We start from the raw sequence: 20,513 nt of genomic DNA, 5'->3' as shown, positions 1-20,513 counted from the left end.
GAATTGCTCCTCACACCACGAGGCACCTTATGATCCGCGAAGAATTCCTGCGCTTGGCCGCTGACGGCTACAACCGCATTCCGTTGGCCTGCGAAACCCTGGCCGACTTTGACACCCCGCTGTCGATCTACCTGAAACTGGCCGACCAGCCCAACTCCTACCTGCTCGAATCGGTGCAGGGCGGCGAGAAATGGGGCCGTTACTCGATCATCGGTCTGCCGTGCCGCACCGTGTTGCGCGTTCACGACCATCACGTCAGCATCACCGTTGATGGCGTCGAGACCGAAAGCCACGATGTGGAAGACCCGTTGGCCTTCGTCGAAACCTTCAAGGCGCGCTACAACGTGCCGACCATCGCCGGTCTGCCGCGCTTCAACGGTGGTCTGGTCGGTTACTTCGGTTACGACTGCGTGCGTTATGTCGAAAAGCGCCTGGGCAAGTGCCCGAACCCGGATCCGCTGGGGGTGCCAGACATTCTGCTGATGGTTTCCGACGCCGTCGTGGTGTTCGACAACCTCGCCGGCAAGATGCACGCGATCGTGTTGGCCGACCCAGCGCAGGTGGATGCCTTCGAACAAGGTCAGGCGCAGTTGCAGGCATTGCTGGAGAAACTGCGCCAGCCGATCACTCCGCGTCGTGGCCTGGACTTCAGCAAGCAACAAGCGGCTGATCCGGTGTTCCGTTCGAGTTTCACCCAGAACGATTACGAAAAAGCCGTCGACACCATCAAGGAATACATCCTTGCCGGCGACTGCATGCAGGTCGTGCCGTCGCAGCGCATGTCGATCGACTTCAAGGCTGCGCCGATCGATCTGTACCGCGCTTTGCGTTGCTTCAACCCGACGCCGTACATGTACTTTTTCAACTTCGGCGACTTCCACGTCGTTGGCAGTTCGCCGGAAGTGCTGGTGCGGGTCGAAGACAACCTGATCACCGTGCGCCCGATTGCCGGCACGCGCCCACGTGGCGCCACGGAAGAAGCGGATGTGGCGCTGGAAGAGGACTTGCTGTCAGACGACAAGGAGATCGCCGAGCACTTGATGCTGATCGATCTGGGTCGTAACGACACTGGCCGGGTTTCGGAAATCGGCTCGGTGAAGCTCACCGAGAAGATGGTCATCGAGCGCTATTCCAACGTGATGCACATCGTCTCCAACGTCACCGGCCAGTTGAAAGCCGGGCTGACGGCAATGGACGCGCTGCGAGCGATTCTGCCGGCGGGCACCTTGTCGGGCGCGCCGAAGATTCGCGCGATGGAAATCATCGACGAACTGGAGCCGGTCAAGCGTGGCGTCTACGGTGGGGCGGTCGGTTACTTCGCCTGGAACGGCAACATGGACACCGCGATTGCGATTCGTACGGCGGTGATCAAGAACGGCGAGCTGCACGTGCAGGCCGGTGGCGGTATCGTCGCCGACTCGGTGCCGGCACTGGAATGGGAAGAAACCCTGAACAAACGCCGCGCGATGTTCCGCGCCGTGGCCCTGGCCGAGCAAACCCCGGACTGATCACTGATCTTCCCTGTGGGAGCGAGCTTGCTCGCGAAGAGGCCCCGTCAGTCAATATCTATGCTGGCTGACCCACCGCTTTCGCGAGCAAGCTCGCTCCCACATTCGATTTGTGTAGCCATAAAAAAAGCGGCGCCTGTGAGGGCGCCGCTTTTTTATGACCTGCAACCGCCCTGTAGGAGCTGCCGCAGGCTGCGATCTTTTGATCTACCGCTTAAAAATCCAACGCAACCCCGACATTCACACCCTGCTGGGTAAAGTCATCATCCTTGCGCAGCGAGTAGCCGCCGCGCAGCGCCAGATCCGCCGTGAGTTTGTGGCTGACGCCCAGGCTCAAACGGTTCAAATGACTCTGCGGCGTGTAGCCCTCAAGCTTGAAGTCATTCGCCGGCAAGGTATTGAGCGCGATGTTGACCTTTTGCACATCATCCTCGTACTCCCGCTCGTGAGCGTATTCGCCGAATACTTGGGTTTGCGGGGTGATGTTGTACTTGCCCTGCAAGCCCAGCCCCAGGCGTTTCGAGTCACGAGTCTGATCATCGAAAGTCAGCGCCGTGGCGCGGTTGCTTTTCTCTGAGTAGCCGTCGACATCGACGCTGGCGTAGTCGGCGCTGACGAATGGCGACAGGTGCCACTCGCTGCCCGGCTGGGCAATGTCGTAACCGACGCGGGCGCTGAAGGCCCAGAGGCTGCCGTCGGTGTCGCCTTTTTCAGCACCTTCGCTGACGCCCAGATCAAATTTGCGCTTGAGGTTGTCGTAGTCGAGTTTGCCGCCGGTCAACGCCGCGTCAGCCCACCAGCGATTCTGCTGGTACTGGGCAAATGCCGTGGCCATGTAGCTGTTGAGTTTGTAGTCGGAATCGTTATGCCCAGCCTCCAGATTCTGCCGGTAGAAACCGCCTGCCACACCGACGCGCCAAGCTTCATTCAAGCGGTAGCTGCCGCCGACGTTGAGGTTGTAACCGCTGCCATCGGCGCTGGCGCCGCTGCTTTGGCTGTCGACATCAAGATGTTGGCCGCCTGCCGAAACAATGGCGCGCCATTGACCTACCGCTTGCCAGTTCTCCCAGTCCGCCTGCCATTGATTGCGCAGTTCGTCCTGATGCGCGCGCACGGTGGCGTGGGCCATTTCCGGTAGCAGCGTCAGCTCCCACGGTGCGGCGAGCAGGGAATAGGCGTAATCGGAGATCAGCTTTTGCCCGGCCTCGGTCGGGTGCACGCCGTCGTTGTAGATCAGCTTGCTCGGATCGGGTGTCGCGCTGTTGATGCCGTAACGGGCGTTTTCGGTGCAGCTATTGCCACTGAAGCAGGTCGCAGTGAGGTTCTGATCGGTTGCGAGGCCAAAACGTCCTGGATCGGCAAACACTTCCGACAACAGGACCGGAATGTTCAGCGGAATGATTTCAGCGTTGATGCCTTGCAGGCGAGTGACCAACTGGCTGTTGAACTGCGTGGCGAGCTGGCTGCTGAAGGCTTGCAGCGGTGTACCGTTGATGGCCGGGGTCAGGCCAACGTCAGGCAACAGCCAGACCATCACGTACTTGGCTCCGGCGGTTTGCAGGGTCTGCACGCTGTCGGCCAGTCGATCGGCGGCGGCGTTGGCTTGCGGCAGGCTGAGAATGCGACCTTGCAGGAAGTCGTTACCGCCGCCGGAAATGTAATACAGCGCCTTCGGGTCGGCGCGGAAGCCGTTCGATGGCAGGTAACCGGCGCGGGTGCGTTCGCCAGTAGCGGATTGCGTCGTGATCGAATCGAGGATCTGGTCGGTGCGATAACCGCCGACCGCCCAGTTGTTACCGTCCGGCTGGCCGTTTTCGGCGCGCACGGCGGAGCTGGAGGAGGCTGTCTGGTCTGGCGAAAAGCCAAGGCGTCCGCCGAGCAACTGCGTGGAATTCAATGAATACAGTTCACCGCTGCCATCCTGATACACCGGCCCGGTCCGGTTGGTGTAACGCTCGGTGGAGCCGGCCGGTCCGCCAGTGTCGGTGAAGGTGCCTGCGTCGTTGAGGCTGTCGCCAAACACAATGAAACTGGAATAAGGATTGGGTGCAGCATTGGCCTGAGCGCAGGCCAGTGCGAGCAGGCAGCCGGCCAGCGGTACAAACAACGTCTGTTTGATCATGAGCAAGTCCGTTTAGTTATTGTTGTAGGTGAACGAAACGACAGTACCAAAAACTCCCGGCGTTTTGCCATCGGTCGCGAATCCTCCCCCGGTTTTATCTGCCGCAGCCCCGGCCATATTGCACGCTCCGCCCAGCTAAGTTACTGTGCCGGAACGTATGAACGAGACCTTCCCCGTGTTGATCACCAGCAAACTTCTGGATCAAGTCATCAAGGCACACGCCCGCTGGCGTTGGCGCGCCTGAATCTTTTCTGCCGGCCCCGCCGGATCTGTATCGCTTTGCCTTCCTTGCCTGTTTGAAATGCCGCTGTGCCGACGCATCCACCTGCGTCCGACATCGTGCAGCGCCCTGCGGGCAAGTGATCTGAAGGCTGTTTTCAAATCAGAATTCAAGAGGTTCGACACGCCATGTTGCTGATGATCGACAACTACGACTCCTTTACTTACAACGTTGTGCAATACCTCGGCGAGCTGGGTGCCGAAGTCAAAGTCGTGCGCAACGACGAGCTGACCATCGCCGAAATCGAAGCACTCAAGCCTGAGCGCATCGTGGTTTCCCCCGGCCCATGCACGCCAACCGAAGCCGGCATCTCCATCGAAGCGATCAAGCACTTTGCCGGCAAACTGCCGATCCTCGGCGTCTGCCTCGGCCACCAGTCCATCGGTCAGGCCTTTGGCGGCGACGTAGTGCGTGCGCGGCAGGTGATGCACGGTAAGACTAGTCCGGTATTCCACGAGGACAAGGGCGTCTTCCAAGGCCTCAATCATCCGCTGACCGTCACCCGTTACCACTCGCTGATCGTCAAGCATGCGACGTTGCCCGATTGCCTGGAGCTGACCGCATGGACGCAACACGATGACGGCAGCGTCGACGAAATCATGGGCCTGCGTCACAAGACCCTGAACATTGAGGGCGTACAGTTTCACCCCGAGTCGATCCTGACCGAGCAGGGCCATGAGCTGTTTGCCAACTTCCTCAAACAAACCGGCGGCACGCGCTAAGGACTTCCCATGAATATCAAGACAGCCCTGAGCCGTATCGTCGATCACCTCGACCTCAGCACCGATGAAATGCGCGACGTGATGCGCGAAATCATGACCGGCCAATGCACCGACGCGCAGATCGGCGCGTTCATGATGGCCATGCGCATGAAGAGCGAGAGCATCGACGAAATCGTCGGCGCCGTGTCGGTGATGCGTGAGCTGGCCGATCAGGTAGAACTGAAGACCCTCGACGGCGTGGTCGATGTGGTCGGCACCGGCGGTGACGGCGCGAACATCTTCAACGTATCCACCGCCTCTTCGTTTGTCGTAGCGGCAGCCGGTTGCACCGTGGCCAAGCACGGCAACCGCGCGGTATCGGGCAAGAGCGGCAGCGCCGACTTGCTGGAAGCCGCCGGCATCTATCTGAACCTGACGCCGGTGCAAGTCGCGCGTTGCATCGACAACGTCGGCATCGGTTTCATGTTTGCCCAGACCCACCACAAAGCCATGAAGTACGCCGCCGGCCCGCGCCGCGATCTCGGCCTGCGTACGCTGTTCAACATGCTCGGCCCGCTTACGAATCCGGCCGGTGTGAAACATCAGGTGGTGGGCGTGTTCACTCAGGCATTGTGCCGGCCATTGGCCGAAGTCTTGCAGCGCCTGGGCAGCAAGCATGTACTGGTGGTGCATTCGAAGGACGGCCTGGACGAGTTCAGTCTTGCCGCGCCGACTTTTGTTGCCGAGTTGAAGAACAACGAAATCACCGAGTATTGGGTCGAGCCGGAAGATCTCGGTATGAAGAGCCAGAGCCTGCACGGTCTGTCGGTCGAAGGCCCGGAGGCGTCGCTGGCGCTGATCCGTGATGCTCTCGGCAAGCGCAAAACCGAAAACGGCCAGAAAGCCGCCGAAATGATTGTGCTCAATGCCGGTGCGGCGCTGTATGCCGCTGACGTGGCGAGTAGTTTGAAACAGGGTGTGGAGCTTGCGCACGACGCCCTGCACACCGGCCTCGCTCGGGAAAAACTCGAGGAGCTGGGTGCCTTTACCGCGGTATTCAAAGTGGAGAATGAGGGATGAGTGTACCGACGGTTCTGGAAAACATTCTGGCCCGCAAGGTTCAGGAAGTCGCCGAGCGTAGCGCCCGTGTGAGCCTGAGTGAGCTGGAAAGTCTGGCCAAGGCGGCCGATGCACCCCGTGGTTTTGCCCAAGCGTTGCTGGCGCAAGCCAAGAAGAAGCAGCCTGCAGTCATTGCCGAAATCAAAAAGGCCTCGCCGAGCAAAGGTGTGATCCGCGAGAACTTCATTCCGGCCGACATCGCCAAAAGCTACGAGAAGGGCGGGGCGACCTGTCTGTCCGTGCTGACCGACATCGATTACTTCCAGGGCGCCGATGCTTATCTGCAACAGGCCCGGGCCGCGTGCAAACTGCCGGTGATTCGCAAGGACTTCATGATCGATCCTTACCAGATCGTCGAAGCCCGCGCGCTGGGTGCTGACTGTGTGCTGCTGATCGTCTCCGCACTGGATGACGTGAAAATGGCCGAGCTGGCCGCTGTCGCCAAAGGCGTCGGTCTCGATGTGTTGGTCGAAGTGCACGACGGCGATGAGCTGGAACGTGCATTGAAAACCCTCGACACGCCGCTGGTCGGGGTCAACAACCGTAACCTGCACACCTTCGACGTCAGCCTGGAAACCACCCTCGACCTGCTGCCGCGCATTCCGCGCGATCGTCTGGTCATCACTGAGAGCGGTATTCTCAATCGTGCCGATGTCGAGTTGATGGAAATCAGCGAAGTGTATTCGTTCCTGGTGGGTGAAGCGTTCATGCGCGCCGAGAATCCTGGCACTGAATTGCAGCGTCTGTTCTTCCCGGAGCGTGGCACCTCCATCAGCGGTTCGACCCTCGACTGATTCGCTTCAGACCGAGTCGACCCTTTCGCGAGCAAGCTCGCTCCCACAATGGAATGCATTTCCCTGTGGGAGCGAGCTTGCTCGCGAAGAGTCACTCAACATCCCTAAAGATTTAAGATCTGCCGGAGTGCTCAATGTCGCTGCCAACCCCCCTGACCATCGAAGCCGGCCTGCAAGCCGAACAGGACTTGCTGGCCTCGGTCTGCGCCGGCGATACAGAATTCGGCCTGCTGTTCTGGCAACCCAGCGATCGCGCTCTGGTCATGCCGCGCCGCCTCAATCGTCTGCCCGCTTTCGAGCACGCCTGCGAAGTCTCCGCCGCTGCCGATTGGCCAGTCCTGCTACGCGAAACCGGCGGCGAACCCGTCCCGCAATCTGCCGCGACAATCAACATCGCCCTGGTCTATGCACCACCACGCAGCGAAGGCGACCTGAACCGCATCGAAACCGGCTACCACCGTCTCTGCGACCCGATCTGTCAGTTGCTGGAGGAGTTGGGCGGCACGTCATCACTTGGCGAAATCGACGGTGCATTCTGCGACGGCCGTTTCAACGTCAACCTCGACGGTCGCAAAATGGTCGGCACGGCCCAGCGCTGGCGCCAGAGTCAGGGCGGTCAACGTCCGGTGGGCCTGGTGCACGGTGCGATGCTGATGGATAACGAGCGCGACTCGATGGTCGCGGCGGTCAATCGCTTCAATGAAGCGTGCGGCCTGGAGCAGCGGGTGCGGGCGGAGAGCCACATTGGCCTGCATGAAAAGTTCAACGCGCCCGGGGCTTTGGCGCGTCTCGATGAACTGTTTCGTTTGATGCTGGCGCAGATCTACAACGCCTGACTTTCGGGCTTAGCGCGTACCGAAGACCACCATGGTCTTGCCTTTCACATCGACCAGGTTACGTTCCTCAAGATCCTTGAGCACGCGACCGACCATCTCCCGCGAACAACCGACAATCCGGCCGATTTCCTGACGGGTCACCTTGATCTGCATGCCGTCCGGGTGGGTCATTGCGTCCGGCTGCTTGCACAACTCCAGCAGGCAGCGCGCCACTCGGCCGGTCACGTCGAAGAATGCCAGATCGCCGACCTTGCGCGTGGTGTTGCGCAGACGTTGTGCGATTTGTCCGCTGAGTACGTAAAGAATGTCCGGATCCTGCTGCGACAATTCGCGGAACTTGGCGTAGCTGATTTCCGCTGTTTCGCATTCGACCTTGGCCCGCACCCAGGCGCTGCGTTGCTGTTCCTGTCCCGCTTGCTCGAACAGGCCCAGTTCGCCAAAGAAATCCCCGGCGTTGAGGTAAGCGATGATCATCTCCCGACCGTCGTCATCCTCGATCAGGATCGTCACAGAACCCTTGATGATGAAGTACAGCGTGTCCGAGCGATCGCCCGCACAGATGATGTTGCTCTTGGCCGCATGGCGACGGCGCTGGCAATGCATCAACAGCTTGTCGAGATTCTTGATTTTGGATGTGGGGGTAATAGCAACCATGGTTGTATCCCGAAAAGACTTCACGGTGATGTTTGATTTTTTATGAGGCGCTGAAGGCGGTCGCTACACGGGCTGGCATGGGCGCCAGCGAATTGGCGCCAGCTTAACAGACACTTCGTCGCAAATTCGAGAAATTACCTACAGCGCGGAGGCATCGTGTCCTAGGAACGTTGCTCGCTGTCCGGGCAAAGCCCTGTGCTAAGCTGGCGACCCTTTTTTTACAGTGGAGTCTGGGCGATGAAGGCACGCATCCAATGGGCTGGCGAAGCCATGTTCCTGGGCGAATCCGGTAGCGGTCATGTCGTGGTGATGGACGGTCCGCCGGACGCCGGTGGTCGTAATCTGGGTGTTCGTCCGATGGAAATGCTTCTGCTGGGTGTCGGCGGTTGCAGCAACTTCGACGTGGTCAGCATCCTGAAGAAATCCCGTCAGGCCGTTGAAAGCTGCGAGGCCTTTCTTGACGCCGAGCGCGCGACCGAAGATCCGAAGGTGTTCACCAAGATCCACATGCATTTCGTGGTCAAGGGCCGTGGCTTGAAAGAAGCTCAGGTCAAACGCGCCATTGAACTGTCCGCCGAGAAATACTGCTCCGCTTCGATCATGCTTGGCGCGGCAGGCGTGGCGATCACCCACGACTACGAAATCGTCGAACTCGGTTGAACCGACATTCAACTATCATAAACGCATTGCAGACTCTGACGATCACTCGTTGACGTCTGCATAATGCGCCACTTTTTTCAGGGCAGTGATCGGTCAGCCGACGGATCAACCGCTTGAACAGATAACCAAAATCGCCATAGCGAAGAGGTGTTAACCGTCCTACGCAGGTGCGTCGTTCGCACTTGACGGGCATGCTTGATCACGCGCCTGGCCGCATACATAGAGAGTTTTTAACGGTGAAAAGCAAACTCAAGCTCCACGGGTTCAATAACCTGACAAAGACCTTGAGCTTCAATATCTATGACATCTGCTACGCGGAAACCCCGCAAGACCAGCAGGCTTACGTCGAGTACATCAATCAAGAGTACAACGCGAAACGCCTGACGCAGATTCTCACAGAAGTTGTCGAGATCATTGGTGCCAACATCCTGAACATTGCCAGTCAGGACTATGAACCCCAGGGCGCCAGCGTCACGATTCTGATTTCTGAAGAGCCGGTAACCCCGACTGAAAGCCAGATCGAAGAGTCGCCGGGTCCGTTGCCCGAAATTATCCTGGCCCACCTCGACAAGAGTCACATTACGGTGCACACCTACCCGGAAATCCATCCGGACGACGGTATTGCAACTTTCCGTGTGGACATCGATGTGTCGACTTGTGGTGTCATTTCACCGCTCAAAGCGCTCAATTTCCTCATTCACCAGTTCGATTCGGACATCGTGACTGTGGATTACCGTGTGCGCGGCTTCACCCGTGACGTTGAAGGCAACAAGCACTTCATCGACCACGAGATCAATTCGATCCAGAACTACCTCTCCGAAGACACCCGCGACGCGTACCAGATGACTGACGTGAACGTGTACCAGGAAAACCTGTTCCACACCAAAATGCTGCTGAAGAACTTCGAACTGGACAACTACCTGTTCGGCGACGCCACCAGCAATCTGTCCTCCGAGCAGCGCGTTCAGGTGACCGACCGTGTGAAACACGAAATGCTCGAAATCTTCTACGCACGCAACATGCCGACCTAAGATTCCCGGGCACAAAAAAGGCGACTGTTTCAGGACAGTCGCCTTTTTTATTGCTGGAACAAAGCACCCTGTGGGGGCGAGCCTGCTCGCGATTCAGCACCTACACAGATCTCAGATCCGATAAGTGCTCTTGGTCATCACCTTGGCCAGAATACTCATCCCGAACTTCACCGGCGCCGGAAACCGAAAACCCCCAGCCTCCAGCGCACTTTCCGCATGATGTTCTTCATCTATGCGCATCTGCTCCAGAATCGCCCGGGACTTTTCGTCCTCGGCCGGCAACTGCTCCAGGTGTTCATTCAAGTGCTTGCACACCTGATGCTCGGTCGCCGCGACGAATCCAAGGCTGACCTTGTCGCTGATCAACCCGGCCACTGCGCCGATCCCGAACGACATCCCGTAAAACAGTGGATTCAAAACGCTGGTATGGCTGCCCAACTGATGAATACGCTGTTCGCACCAGACCAGATGATCGATCTCTTCTTCGGCGGCGTGCTCCATGGCCTCGCGCACCTGAGGCAACTTGGCGGTCAACGCCTGCCCCTGATACAGCGCTTGGGCGCAGACTTCACCGGTATGGTTGATACGCATCAGGCCGGCGACGTGGCGGGTGTCTTCGTCGCTCATCTGCGTGTCCGGCTGCAAAATCGCCGGCGACGGACGGTACGGCTGGCCACTGAAGGGCAGCAGAGTACGCATTGCAGCATCGGCTTGCAGCAGAAGACGGTCAATCGGCGAGTAGTGACGTTGGGTAGTCATGCTGACCTCCGGGAAGAATCTCGGCGGCCAGTTTAACCGAATCGGCCGGGGTAGGTTTGCGTTGGGTCATTTGCTGCGCGGTCATGCTTTTTTGTGGGAGTGAGCTTGCTCGCGAAAGCGGAGTGTCAGGCAATGGAGGTTTTGAATTTGCCGACGCCTTCGCGAGCAAGCTCGCTCCCACAGTTTTTGTCGTGAATCAGCCCGGTGGCCAGTTCATCTGACGCTGACCGAGTACGTGCATATGAATGTGATAGACGGTCTGCCCACCTTTCTCATTGCAGTTCATCACCACGCGGAAACCTTCTTCGCAACCCAGTTCCAGTGCCAGACGCTGCGCAGTGAACAGGATGTGCCCGGCCAGTGCCTTGTCATCTTCGGTCAGGTCATTGAGGGTGCGCACCGGTTTTTTCGGGATCACCAGGAAATGCACCGGTGCCTGAGGGGCGATGTCATGGAAGGCCAGAACCTGGTCGTCTTCGTAAATGATCTTGGCCGGGATTTCCCGGTTGATGATCTTGGTGAACAGAGTATCCACTGCTGTTTTCTCCGCTGTTTGGGCTGAATCGAGTGTACCGCGTTGAATCCGGTTTCTTCAGCGCGGGCAGTAAGCTTTATTGACCATACCGACGATGGTGCGATTGAGCCAGCGCGAGCCCAGTCGCGGCAAGAACGCGAACCAGCGGTTGCGTCGTCCGGGAATGATGATTGCGCGGTTCTTGTCGAGGGCGCGTACGGTGTACAGCGCAACTTCCTCTGGGCTCATCATTAACTTGCTGTCTTTGAGTTTGTCGCTGTTCAACTGCGCCGTGCGGAAAAATGCCGTACGTGTCGGGCCGGGGCAGAGTACCGAGACCTTCACCGCACTTTGTTTCAGTTCAACCCGCAAGGCTTCGGAGAAGTGCAGCACATACGCCTTGCTGGCGTAGTAAGTGCTCATCCATGGGCCGGGATTGAAGGCGGCCACCGAGGCGACGTTGAGAATCTGCCCGCCACCCTGCAGCGCCATGCTGTTGCCGATGGCGTGGCAGAGACGGGTGAGGGCGAGGATGTTCACTTCGATCAGATCCTGCTCGGTCATCCAGTCCTGTGCGAGAAACGGGCCGCAGGTGCCGATGCCGGCGCAATTGACCAGCAAGTCGATCTGTCGGTCACCTTCTTCCAGTTCCAGCAGGAAGCCGGACAGACGCAATGGCTCGCCCAGATCGCAGGCGCGGAACAGTACCTCGACGCCAAAACGCTGGGTCAATTCGATCGCAATGCTTTCGAGCTGATCACGCTGTCGGGCCACCAGAATCAGGCTGCGGCCACGCCGGGCCAGAGCTTCGGCCATGGCCAGGCCGATGCCGCTGGAGGCGCCGGTGATCAGTGCGTAACGGGTCATGCAATTCTCCATCGCAACAGCTCCGCGCCGGCGACGCGGGTGTCACGGCGGGGAGCGCTGTTCATTCTTTCGCAGAGTCTACAGGGGCCTGCGCCGCTTCGGCTGCCTCGTCGGCGGAATCCGCAGGCGTTTCGACCTCTACTTCGACTTCGTCAGTGGTCACCGAGCCACTTTCGTAGCTGCTTTCCAGATTGCTTTCATATTCCTGCTGGATGGCTGAGATGCCGCCGAGCATTCCACCGACAAAAATCAGTGCGAAGAACACGATCCACAGGGAGCACAGCACTTTCACGGCGGTGCTGTTTGGCGGCGGGGGAGGGCCGTAGCGATTGGCGCCGGTGTTGCCCGGTACGACCATGATCACCAGCGGGAAGAAGCTGCCCACGAACGGTACAAGGTTCAATAGCCAGAGCCAGCCCGACCAGCCGATATCGTGCAGACGCTGGACGCTGAACAGAATGCTGACGATCAGGAAGGCGATAAACAGGAAGAACGCGAAGATTCCGCCGATGATCAGGCCGGTGGTGGAATCGCCGCTGACCAGACCCAGAGCCAGCAGGGCGAACACGCCGACAATGGGCAGGGTCACCAGACTCAGGACCATCGTCCATGCCAGAAAACGCAGGCGACCTATGCGGCCTTCGACGCTGAACGGCTTGAGCGTGGCGAACGCCGGAAGGTGTTCCCCCACATTGGCGCGAGGCGGTGCATACGGGGAGTCCGGTTCTGCCACCACAGTGGAGTGTTCCTGGACGTCCGATAGATTCAGTTCGATTGCCGTCTCTGCTTCAATGCGTGCATCAATCCCGGTTTTGCTCAGAGCTTGTAGATAAGCCTGTGCATCGTTGTGGGACAGGTCGCGTTTGAGTGCTACGGCGCGGCCATTGAACAGGCGTTCGATGGCGGCCACTTCACTTTTGAAAAGATCAGCCAGATTGAGCTTGGCGGTAGTGATATCGACACCGGGCTGCAAAGCACCGTCGAATACGATCTTGTAACGGGGTTCGCTCATGGCCGAGGCATCCTTGTCGCGAATGGTTTGAAAGGTCGTCAGTGTAAGGCCAGTCTTGAGTCGACTGGCCCGGTTTTATTCGCGCGGCCAGCGTTTTGGCAATTGTGCTGCGTGTTCCTGGGCTTTCCGGTATTCAGCGTCCAGCCGTGCGATCAATTGATCTACGCTCGGCAGGTCATCGACCTGTCCTACGCCTTGTCCGGCCGACCACACAGTCTTCCAGGCTTTGGCTTCATCATTGATTGGCTTGAGCTTGTCACCGAAATTCACTTCGCCTTTGCCTTGCAGAGCGGCCATGTCGAAACCGGCCGCTTCCAGGCTCTGCCGCATAAAGCTCGCCGGCACTCCCGAGACCGCTGGAGTATGGATGATGTCGGACGCCTTGGCTGTCAGCAGCATCTCCTTGTAGGCGTCGGGCGCATGACTTTCCGTGGTGCCGATAAATCGCGTACCGAAGTAGGCCAGATCCGCGCCGAGCAGCTGTGCGGCGAGAATCTCATGCCCGTGGTTAAGACATCCTGCAAGCAGCAGGGTTTTATCGAAGAACTGACGGATCTCGGCGATCAGCGCAAACGGACTCCAGGTCCCGGCATGGCCCCCGGCGCCGGCCGCCACAGCAATCAATCCGTCGACGCCGGCCTCGGCCGCTTTCTCGGCATGTCGGCGAGTGGTGACGTCATGGAAGACCAGGCCGCCATAACTGTGTACCGCGTCGACCAACTCCTTCACCGCGCCGAGGCTGGTGATGACGATCGGCACTTTGTGTTCGACGCAGATGTTCAGGTCTGCCTGCAAGCGCGGGTTGCTGTTGTGCACGATCAGGTTCACCGCGTACGGCGCCGGGTTGTCCAGTGTCGCCAGGCCCGCTTCGATCTGTTCCAGCCAGGCTTTGAATCCGCTGCTTTCACGTTGGTTCAGCGCAGGAAAACTGCCGACCACGCCATTACGGCAGCAGGCGAGCACCAGCTCAGGGTTGGAAATCAGAAACATCGGCGCCGCCACTACAGGCAGACGCAGACGTTGTTCGAGCAAAGCGGGCAGCGACATTATGAACACCCCAAGGATCTGTACTTGTTGAAGTTAGAACGGCTTGACCACGACCAGAATTACGATAGCCAGCAATATCAGAACCGGCACTTCATTGAACCAGCGATAAAAGACATGGCTGCGGGTGTTTTCGCCACGGGCAAAACGTTTTACCTGCGCGCCGCACATGTGGTGGTAGCCGATCAGCAACACGACCAGGGTCAGTTTGGCGTGAATCCAGCCGCCCATGTTGAAGGTGCTCGGGTTGAGGTAGATCAGCCAGCCGCCGAAAATCAGCGTCGCAATCATCGCCGGACCCATGATGCCGCGATACAGCTTGCGCTCCATGACACTGAAGCGCTCTTTGCTGATCGTGTCTTCGCTTTGCGCGTGATACACGAACAGACGCGGCAAGTAGAACAGCCCGGCAAACCAGCAAACGATGCTGACAATGTGAAAAGCTTTGATCCATAGATAGAGCATTTTTAGTTATTCCAGGTTCACGGTAAGCCGGATAGTAGAGGCTTGAGCGTCCGCACGTCACCTTGACGGTTGTCGCAGGGCCGCGCGGCCCCTATTATCGACGGCTTTCCAGTGGGTTCTTTGAGGGCAGGTTATGGTCAAGGTCGGTATCGTCGGCGGCACGGGTTACACCGGTGTCGAACTGCTGCGTCTGTTGGCGCAGCATCCGCAGGCAGAAGTGGTAGTGATCACTTCCCGATCCGAGGCCGGTCTGGCCGTGGCTGACATGTACCCGAACCTGCGCGGACACTACGACGGCCTGGCCTTCAGCGTCCCAGACATCAAGACCCTCGGCGCTTGCGACGTAGTGTTCTTCGCTACACCGCACGGTGTGGCTCACGCATTGGCCGGTGAATTGCTCGCGGCGGGCACCAAGGTGATCGACCTGTCGGCCGACTTCCGTCTACAAGACGCTGAAGAGTGGGCCAAGTGGTACGGTCAGCCGCACGGCGCACCGGAGTTGCTGGACGAAGCGGTTTACGGTCTGCCGGAAGTCAATCGCGAGCAAATCAAGAAGGCTCGCCTGATCGCGGTACCGGGTTGCTATCCGACCGCTACCCAGTTGGGTTTCCTGCCATTGCTCGAAGCCGGTCTGGCGGATACTTCGCGCTTGATCGCCGACTGCAAATCCGGCGTCAGCGGTGCTGGTCGCGGTGCGGCTGTCGGCTCGCTGTACTCCGAGACATCGGAAAGCATGAAGGCCTATGCGGTGAAAGGTCACCGTCACCTGCCGGAAATTCGCCAGGGCCTGCGTCGCGCAGCGGGCAAGGATGTCGGTCTGACCTTCGTTCCGCACCTGACTCCGATGATCCGTGGTATTCACTCGACGCTCTACGCGACCGTGGTTGATCGCTCAGTGGATCTGCAGGCGCTGTTTGAAAAGCGTTACGCCAACGAACCATTCGTCGATGTAATGCCGGCCGGCAGCCATCCGGAAACCCGTAGCGTGCGCGGTGCCAACGTTTGCCGTATCGCCGTTCATCGTCCGCAGGATGGCGATCTGGTGGTGGTGCTGTCGGTGATCGACAACCTGGTCAAAGGTGCGTCGGGTCAAGCGGTGCAGAACATGAACATCCTGTTCGGGCTGGACGAGCGTTTCGGTCTGTCCCACGCCGGTATGCTGCCGTAACACTTTAAGCAGCACAGCGAAAAGGCCCGTTCAGCGGGCCTTTTTGCATTCTGAACAGCTCGTCGGGTTTATTGATATACCGTAACAATAGTTGACCGATTTTCTCGGACAAGCGGATAATGCGCGTCATCACGCATTATGGCGGCGTAACGCCGGGAGATAGTCAGCATGAGCGTCGAATCCTTCACCCCCACGGCTTTGCAATTCACCCACGGTGCCGCGCACAAGGTGAAGAGCCTGGTCGATGAAGAGGGGAATGATCGCTTGAAGCTGCGCGTATTCGTTACGGGCGGCGGTTGTTCAGGGTTTCAATACGGTTTCACCTTCGATGAAGATGTGGCCGAGGACGACACCATCGTCGAGCGCGAAGGCGTGAGTCTGGTGGTGGATCCGATGAGCTTCCAGTATCTGGCCGGTGCTGAAGTGGACTACCAGGAAGGTCTGGAAGGTTCTCGTTTCGTGATCAAGAACCCGAACGCCACCACGACGTGTGGTTGCGGGTCTTCGTTCTCGATCTGATCGCTCCTCGCTCCAGATAACAAAACGCCGCAGAGCCTCACGGTTCTGCGGCGTTTTGCTGTGCTTAATCTTTAAGCAGGGTAGATAGCGCCAAGTATCCGCAGCCCGCGTGCGCCGGTGACGCTTGGGCGGTTGGCGGCGATGCCTTCTAGGCAGCAATGGGCCAGCCAGGCGAAGGCCATGGCTTCGACCCAGTCGGGATCAACGCCGTGAGTGGCAGTGCTGGCGACTTTGGTGGTCGGCAGCAGCTCGGCCAGACGCTTCATCAGCGTGGCGTTGTGCGCGCCGCCGCCGCAGACCAACAGTTCCTGAGTATCGGTTTGAGCGTTTTGCAAAGATTCAATGATCGTCAACGCGGTCAGCTCAAGCAGCGTCGCTTGCACGTTCTCGGCAGCAAAGGTTGGCAGGTGCGAGAGATGTTGTTCCAGCCAGGGCAGGTTGAACACTTCTCGGCCGGTACTTTTCGGCCCCTTGGTGACGAAGAACGGATCGCTGAGGAGTGCGTTTAGCAGTGTCGGCTCGACTGAACCTGTTTTAGCCCAGTCGCCATTGCGATCATAGTTTTCGCCGCGCTGCTGGTGAATCCAGGCGTCCATCAGCACATTCCCGGGGCCGCAGTCGAAACCGGCTACAGGTTTGGTCGGCTCAATCAGACTCAGATTGCTGAAGCCGCCGACATTCAAGACGGCCTGGTTACCGGTACGCTCTTCAAATAACGCTTCATGAAATGCAGGTACCAGCGGAGCGCCTTGGCCTCCGGCCGCCACATCGCGACTGCGGAAATCGCTGACTACGGTGATACCGGTCAGTTCGGTCAGCAGAGCGGGGTTGCCGATCTGCACGGTGAAACCGCGTGCAGGCTCATGGCGAATGGTCTGGCCGTGGCTGCCTATCGCCCGAATGTCTTGCGGTTTGAGTCGCTGCTGATCGAGGAGGGTATGAATGCCCTGCGCCGCGAGTGTCACCCAGTTCTGCTGGGCAATCGCCGAGCGGGCGATTTCGTCAGGGCCGCTGGCGCATAAGCCAAGCAGCTCGGCGCGCAGGGGTTCAGGCATGGGAATGTAATGCGTGGCGACCAGTTTGATCGCCGAGGTCTGTTCGATCAGGGCAATGTCCAGACCGTCGAGGCTGGTTCCGGACATCACGCCGATATACAGGGCCATGACTTAGCGCTTGCTCGAAGCCAGCATGGTGGCTTTCTCTTGATCCATGCGCGCCATCAGCGGCTGGCTCTGTGCAAGGAAGCGAGCGCGTTCGGCTTTGGCAATTGGATCAGCCATTGGCAGCTTCTGTCCCAACGGATCGACGTGAACGCCGTTGACCTGGAACTCATAGTGCAAGTGCGGGCCGGTCGAGAGGCCGGTGGTGCCGATGTAGCCGATGACTTGGCCTTGCTTAACGGAACCGCCAGTCTTCACGCCTTTGGCGAAGCCTTGCATGTGGCCGTACAGCGTGCGGTAAGTGTTGCCGTGCTGGATGATCACCGTGTTGCCGTAGCCACCACGCCGTCCGGCCAGCAACACTTTACCGTCACCCGCAGCCTTGATTGGCGTACCGCGTGGCGCAGCATAATCCACGCCTTTGTGGGCGCGGATCTTGTTGAGAATCGGGTGTTTGCGGCCCATTGAGAACTTCGAGCTGATGCGGGCGAAATCCACCGGAGTACGGATGAACGCCTTGCGCATGCTGTTGCCGTCAGCGGTGTAGTAGCTGCTGTTGCCTTGCTTGTTGGTGTAACGCACAGCGGTGTAGGTCTTGCCGCGGTTAGTGAAGCGAGCGGACAGAATAGGTCCGGTGCCGACGGCTTTGCCGTTGACCACTTTCTGCTCGTAGATCACATCGAATTCGTCACCCTGGCGGATGTCTTGAGCGAAATCGACGTCGTAGCCAAAGACGCTGGCCATATCCATGGTCAGACTATGGGAGAGACCGGCACGGGCTGCTGATTGTGAGAGCGAGCTATTGATTACGCCATGGACGTAAGCAGTTCGAACGGTTGGTTTTGCGGTAACCCGGTTGAAGGCGTAACCCTTGTCATTCTTGGTCAGGGTAATGGTTTCGACGTCACTGACCTTGCTGTGCAAACTGGTCAGTTGGCCGTCAGGGGTCAATTCGAATTCGAGCTTCTGGCCATGCTTGAGTTGGCTGAACTGTTTGGCTTGTTTGTCGCTGGCCAGGACTTCGTGAACGGAGGCGGCAGGCAGGCCGACCTTTTCGAACAGGGTCGACAGGGTATCGCCCTTGGCAACAATGACCTCGCGATGGCCAGGCGCTTTTGGCTTTTCGGCGGCCGGCGCAGTTGCAGCCTCTGCGGTTTTCGGGGTGTTTTCGCTACTGTTTTCGCTTTGAGCAAATGGTGAAGCTACTGGCTCATTTGTGGCTTGAGCAGCGTCAGCAGCGTCTTGATCTTGTGTCAGTTGTTCAGCAGGACTTTCCAGTTCAAGGCTCAGGGTCGTCTTTTTGGCTTCAACATCACTGGAAGGGAATACCAGGAGTGCCAGGCTGAGAAGGGCGGCGATTCCACTTGCGGCGAGCAGGTGGGTCTTCGGGTAAAGCGGAGGCGCTTTAGACGGTTCTGTGGTCATAAGTAATTTTGACTTTGAAAAAAGATGAATTGGAAAAGATGAATGACATGATGAAGATGAAATAACTGTATAAAATATAACCAAATCATCTCTGAAGCAAGTCTGCAGACGCCGCGTTTGTGGATTGGTGTCCGTGCGCCGGGCAAAACTTGTAATTGGTGCACGATCTTGTATGGTTGGTTCCCTTTGAATCTGAGCCTTGCGGGTCTGTTATGAAGTCGGTTGAAGAGCAGCTAGCGCTGATTAAACGTGGTGCGGAAGAACTATTGGTCGAGTCCGAGCTGATCGAGAAGCTCAAGCGCGGCCAACCGCTGCGAATCAAGGCTGGTTTCGATCCGACCGCTCCTGATCTGCATTTGGGTCACACGGTGCTTATTAATAAGCTGCGTCAGTTCCAGGAGCTGGGGCATCAGGTTATCTTCCTTATAGGTGACTTCACCGGAATGATCGGTGATCCGAGCGGCAAGAGTGCTACGCGTCCTCCGTTGACTCGCGAGCAGGTTCTGGAAAACGCCGAGACTTACAAGACGCAGGTGTTCAAGATTCTTGATCCGGCGAAAACCGAAGTTGCGTTCAACTCCACCTGGATGGACCAGATGGGGCCGGCGGACTTCATCCGCCTGACCTCTCAGTACACCGTGGCGCGCATGCTTGAGCGTGACGACTTCGATAAGCGCTACACCACCAATCAGCCAATCGCTATTCACGAGTTCCTCTATCCGCTGGTGCAGGGATACGATTCGGTTGCGCTGCGGGCGGATGTCGAGCTGGGTGGTACCGATCAGAAATTCAACTTGCTGATGGGGCGTGAGTTGCAGCGTGGTTATGGTCAAGAGGCTCAATGCATTTTGACCATGCCGCTGCTCGAAGGTCTGGATGGCGTGAAGAAGATGTCCAAATCCTTGGGCAACTACGTCGGTATCCAGGAAGCGCCGGGCGTTATGTATAGCAAGCTGGTTTCGATTCCGGATGCATTGATGTGGCGTTACTTCGAGCTTCTCAGCTTTCGCTCGATGGATGAGATCAATGCACTGCGCGCTGATGTTGAGGCGGGTGCTAATCCGCGCGATGTCAAAATCAAACTGGCTGAAGAGATCGTTGCGCGCTTCCATGGCGAAGAGGCTGCTGCCAATGCCCATCGTGCGGCGGGTAACCGTATGAAAGATGGCGAGTTGCCGGATGATCTGCCAGAGATCGAGTTGGCCTCTACTGAGGATATGCCGATCGCTGCTGTCCTTAATAAGGCGGGGTTGGTGAAGAACTCGGCGGCAGCGCGTGATCTGTTGGCGTCTGGTGGTGTGCGCATCGATGGTGCAGTCGTTGATCGCTCCTTTATATATGTACTGGGCGCGACCCACGTTTGTCAGGCTGGCAAGAAGGCGTTTGCGCGTATCACACTGAAATCTGAGTGATTTCTGAAAATAAGTGTTGACGGCGAATTTCAGATGTCTATAATTCGCCCCACTTCCGGCGCAGTCGAAACGGAAAACTCCTTGAGATTCAATGAGTTATGTAGGTTTCGGCGGCAGGTTGCTTCAGTTCATCGAGGCCAAAAAGGAAGTTGAAAAAGAGGTGTTGACAGCAGCGTGTAACGCTGTAGAATTCGCCTCCCGCTGACGAGAGATCGGAAGCGCAAGTGGTTGAAGTTGTTGAAGAGTTCTTCGAAAACTTCTGAAAATAATCACTTGACAGCAAATGAGGCTGCTGTAGAATGCGCGCCTCGGTTGAGACGAAAAATCTTAACCAACCGCTCTTTAACAACTGAATCAAGCAATTCGTGTGGGTGCTTGTGGAGTCAGACTGATAGTCAACAAGATTATCAGCATCACAAGTTACTCCGCGAGAAATCAAAGATGTAACCAACGATTGCTGAGC

At 58.0% G+C, this 20,513-nt stretch carries 21 protein-coding genes; 10 read left to right on the top strand and 11 right to left on the bottom strand.

Annotated features, from left to right (window positions below):
• The first annotated feature begins 29 nt into the window (after positions 1-29).
• Positions 30-1,508 (top strand): anthranilate synthase component I, encoded by a 1,479-nt coding sequence (trpE, locus tag AC0ZWN_RS11870; RefSeq protein WP_476335154.1) that lies wholly within the window; start codon positions 30-32, stop codon positions 1,506-1,508.
• A 214-nt stretch (positions 1,509-1,722) separates the two neighbouring features.
• Here trpE and estP read toward each other — a convergent pair whose 3' ends face one another.
• Entirely contained in the window at positions 1,723-3,630 is a 1,908-nt protein-coding gene (gene estP, locus AC0ZWN_RS11865) for an esterase EstP (RefSeq protein WP_476335152.1), read from the bottom strand.
• A gap of 408 nt (positions 3,631-4,038) precedes the next feature.
• Between estP and AC0ZWN_RS11860 the strand changes: the two genes are divergently transcribed.
• From AC0ZWN_RS11860 to AC0ZWN_RS11845, 4 genes are all read left to right on the top strand, one after another.
• Positions 4,039-4,632, top strand: coding sequence for an aminodeoxychorismate/anthranilate synthase component II (locus AC0ZWN_RS11860; protein ID WP_093441878.1), 594 nt, complete (start codon positions 4,039-4,041; stop codon positions 4,630-4,632).
• A 9-nt stretch (positions 4,633-4,641) separates the two neighbouring features.
• Positions 4,642-5,691, top strand: coding sequence for an anthranilate phosphoribosyltransferase (trpD, locus tag AC0ZWN_RS11855; RefSeq protein ID WP_095050325.1), 1,050 nt, complete (start codon positions 4,642-4,644; stop codon positions 5,689-5,691).
• Positions 5,688-6,524: an indole-3-glycerol phosphate synthase TrpC gene (gene trpC, locus AC0ZWN_RS11850; protein WP_093441870.1), complete on the top strand. Its 837-nt coding sequence runs from the start codon at positions 5,688-5,690 to the stop codon at positions 6,522-6,524. The genes trpD and trpC overlap by 4 nt, the downstream gene beginning before the upstream one ends.
• Positions 6,525-6,658: 134 nt before the next feature.
• The gene (locus AC0ZWN_RS11845) at positions 6,659-7,360 is read left to right on the top strand and encodes a lipoate--protein ligase family protein (RefSeq protein ID WP_476335150.1); all 702 of its coding nucleotides are present in this window, start codon (positions 6,659-6,661) and stop codon (positions 7,358-7,360) included.
• A gap of 9 nt (positions 7,361-7,369) precedes the next feature.
• On the opposite strand, the gene crp is transcribed toward AC0ZWN_RS11845, so the two are convergent.
• On the bottom strand, positions 7,370-8,014 hold the full coding sequence (crp, locus tag AC0ZWN_RS11840; protein WP_093441863.1) for a cAMP-activated global transcriptional regulator CRP: 645 nt from the start codon (positions 8,012-8,014) through the stop codon (positions 7,370-7,372).
• A gap of 237 nt (positions 8,015-8,251) precedes the next feature.
• Here crp and AC0ZWN_RS11835 point away from each other — a divergent pair, with 237 nt between their 5' ends.
• Together AC0ZWN_RS11835 and speD are read left to right on the top strand one after the other, a co-directional pair.
• Positions 8,252-8,674: an OsmC family protein gene (locus tag AC0ZWN_RS11835; RefSeq protein WP_016772921.1), complete on the top strand. Its 423-nt coding sequence runs from the start codon at positions 8,252-8,254 to the stop codon at positions 8,672-8,674.
• A gap of 236 nt (positions 8,675-8,910) precedes the next feature.
• Positions 8,911-9,705 (top strand): adenosylmethionine decarboxylase, encoded by a 795-nt coding sequence (speD, locus tag AC0ZWN_RS11830; RefSeq protein ID WP_194935305.1) that lies wholly within the window; start codon positions 8,911-8,913, stop codon positions 9,703-9,705.
• 111 nt (positions 9,706-9,816) lie between these two features.
• Here the strand turns inward: speD and coq7 are convergent, their stop codons facing one another.
• From coq7 to hemJ, 6 genes are all read right to left on the bottom strand, one after another.
• Positions 9,817-10,464: a 2-polyprenyl-3-methyl-6-methoxy-1,4-benzoquinone monooxygenase gene (gene coq7, locus AC0ZWN_RS11825; protein ID WP_008077993.1), complete on the bottom strand. Its 648-nt coding sequence runs from the start codon at positions 10,462-10,464 to the stop codon at positions 9,817-9,819.
• A 196-nt stretch (positions 10,465-10,660) separates the two neighbouring features.
• Entirely contained in the window at positions 10,661-10,999 is a 339-nt protein-coding gene (locus AC0ZWN_RS11820) for a histidine triad nucleotide-binding protein (RefSeq protein WP_003228789.1), read from the bottom strand.
• Between the two features lie 57 nt (positions 11,000-11,056).
• Positions 11,057-11,845 (bottom strand): SDR family NAD(P)-dependent oxidoreductase, encoded by a 789-nt coding sequence (locus AC0ZWN_RS11815; protein ID WP_093441854.1) that lies wholly within the window; start codon positions 11,843-11,845, stop codon positions 11,057-11,059.
• A gap of 61 nt (positions 11,846-11,906) precedes the next feature.
• Positions 11,907-12,857, bottom strand: a complete 951-nt coding sequence (locus AC0ZWN_RS11810; RefSeq protein ID WP_476335147.1) for a DUF805 domain-containing protein — start codon at positions 12,855-12,857, stop codon at positions 11,907-11,909.
• A 75-nt stretch (positions 12,858-12,932) separates the two neighbouring features.
• The gene (locus AC0ZWN_RS11805) at positions 12,933-13,904 is read right to left on the bottom strand and encodes an NAD(P)H-dependent flavin oxidoreductase (protein WP_476335145.1); all 972 of its coding nucleotides are present in this window, start codon (positions 13,902-13,904) and stop codon (positions 12,933-12,935) included.
• Between the two features lie 33 nt (positions 13,905-13,937).
• The gene (gene hemJ / locus AC0ZWN_RS11800; protein WP_476335143.1) at positions 13,938-14,366 is read right to left on the bottom strand and encodes a protoporphyrinogen oxidase HemJ; all 429 of its coding nucleotides are present in this window, start codon (positions 14,364-14,366) and stop codon (positions 13,938-13,940) included.
• Positions 14,367-14,499: 133 nt separating this feature from the next.
• Between hemJ and argC the strand changes: the two genes are divergently transcribed.
• Together argC and erpA are read left to right on the top strand one after the other, a co-directional pair.
• Entirely contained in the window at positions 14,500-15,534 is a 1,035-nt protein-coding gene (argC, locus tag AC0ZWN_RS11795; protein WP_034155112.1) for an N-acetyl-gamma-glutamyl-phosphate reductase, read from the top strand.
• 168 nt (positions 15,535-15,702) lie between these two features.
• The gene (erpA, locus tag AC0ZWN_RS11790; RefSeq protein ID WP_008077999.1) at positions 15,703-16,053 is read left to right on the top strand and encodes an iron-sulfur cluster insertion protein ErpA; all 351 of its coding nucleotides are present in this window, start codon (positions 15,703-15,705) and stop codon (positions 16,051-16,053) included.
• Positions 16,054-16,124: 71 nt separating this feature from the next.
• Here erpA and AC0ZWN_RS11785 read toward each other — a convergent pair whose 3' ends face one another.
• The gene (locus AC0ZWN_RS11785) at positions 16,125-17,216 is read right to left on the bottom strand and encodes an anhydro-N-acetylmuramic acid kinase (protein WP_476335141.1); all 1,092 of its coding nucleotides are present in this window, start codon (positions 17,214-17,216) and stop codon (positions 16,125-16,127) included.
• Positions 17,217-17,219: 3 nt separating this feature from the next.
• On the bottom strand, positions 17,220-18,638 hold the full coding sequence (locus tag AC0ZWN_RS11780; RefSeq protein ID WP_476335139.1) for a peptidoglycan DD-metalloendopeptidase family protein: 1,419 nt from the start codon (positions 18,636-18,638) through the stop codon (positions 17,220-17,222).
• A gap of 212 nt (positions 18,639-18,850) precedes the next feature.
• Between AC0ZWN_RS11780 and tyrS the strand changes: the two genes are divergently transcribed.
• Positions 18,851-20,050, top strand: a complete 1,200-nt coding sequence (gene tyrS / locus AC0ZWN_RS11775; protein ID WP_093441830.1) for a tyrosine--tRNA ligase — start codon at positions 18,851-18,853, stop codon at positions 20,048-20,050.
• Between the two features lie 88 nt (positions 20,051-20,138).
• Here the strand turns inward: tyrS and AC0ZWN_RS11770 are convergent.
• Positions 20,139-20,513: hypothetical protein (locus tag AC0ZWN_RS11770; RefSeq protein ID WP_476335138.1), on the bottom strand; the 375-nt coding region annotated here is incomplete at its 5' end.

The organism is Pseudomonas sp. 3B-A001-10F, assembly GCF_056313565.1.
The sequence above is the reverse complement of the archived record's forward strand: the minus strand, read 5'-3'. Positions and strand labels throughout refer to the sequence as shown.

Bases quoted from the DNA above. Each gene is read 5' to 3' on its own strand.
- trpE (WP_476335154.1), top strand. From the start codon at position 30: ATGATCCGCGAAGAATTCCTGCGCTTGGCCGCTGACGGCTACAACCGC.
- estP (WP_476335152.1), bottom strand. From the start codon at position 3,630: ATGATCAAACAGACGTTGTTTGTACCGCTGGCCGGCTGCCTGCTCGCA.
- AC0ZWN_RS11860 (WP_093441878.1), top strand. From the start codon at position 4,039: ATGTTGCTGATGATCGACAACTACGACTCCTTTACTTACAACGTTGTG.
- trpD (WP_095050325.1), top strand. From the start codon at position 4,642: ATGAATATCAAGACAGCCCTGAGCCGTATCGTCGATCACCTCGACCTC.
- trpC (WP_093441870.1), top strand. From the start codon at position 5,688: ATGAGTGTACCGACGGTTCTGGAAAACATTCTGGCCCGCAAGGTTCAG.
- AC0ZWN_RS11845 (WP_476335150.1), top strand. From the start codon at position 6,659: ATGTCGCTGCCAACCCCCCTGACCATCGAAGCCGGCCTGCAAGCCGAA.
- crp (WP_093441863.1), bottom strand. From the start codon at position 8,014: ATGGTTGCTATTACCCCCACATCCAAAATCAAGAATCTCGACAAGCTG.
- AC0ZWN_RS11835 (WP_016772921.1), top strand. From the start codon at position 8,252: ATGAAGGCACGCATCCAATGGGCTGGCGAAGCCATGTTCCTGGGCGAA.
- coq7 (WP_008077993.1), bottom strand. From the start codon at position 10,464: ATGACTACCCAACGTCACTACTCGCCGATTGACCGTCTTCTGCTGCAA.
- AC0ZWN_RS11815 (WP_093441854.1), bottom strand. From the start codon at position 11,845: ATGACCCGTTACGCACTGATCACCGGCGCCTCCAGCGGCATCGGCCTG.
- AC0ZWN_RS11810 (WP_476335147.1), bottom strand. From the start codon at position 12,857: ATGAGCGAACCCCGTTACAAGATCGTATTCGACGGTGCTTTGCAGCCC.
- AC0ZWN_RS11805 (WP_476335145.1), bottom strand. From the start codon at position 13,904: ATGTCGCTGCCCGCTTTGCTCGAACAACGTCTGCGTCTGCCTGTAGTG.
- hemJ (WP_476335143.1), bottom strand. From the start codon at position 14,366: ATGCTCTATCTATGGATCAAAGCTTTTCACATTGTCAGCATCGTTTGC.
- argC (WP_034155112.1), top strand. From the start codon at position 14,500: ATGGTCAAGGTCGGTATCGTCGGCGGCACGGGTTACACCGGTGTCGAA.
- erpA (WP_008077999.1), top strand. From the start codon at position 15,703: ATGAGCGTCGAATCCTTCACCCCCACGGCTTTGCAATTCACCCACGGT.
- AC0ZWN_RS11785 (WP_476335141.1), bottom strand. From the start codon at position 17,216: ATGGCCCTGTATATCGGCGTGATGTCCGGAACCAGCCTCGACGGTCTG.
- AC0ZWN_RS11780 (WP_476335139.1), bottom strand. From the start codon at position 18,638: ATGACCACAGAACCGTCTAAAGCGCCTCCGCTTTACCCGAAGACCCAC.
- tyrS (WP_093441830.1), top strand. From the start codon at position 18,851: ATGAAGTCGGTTGAAGAGCAGCTAGCGCTGATTAAACGTGGTGCGGAA.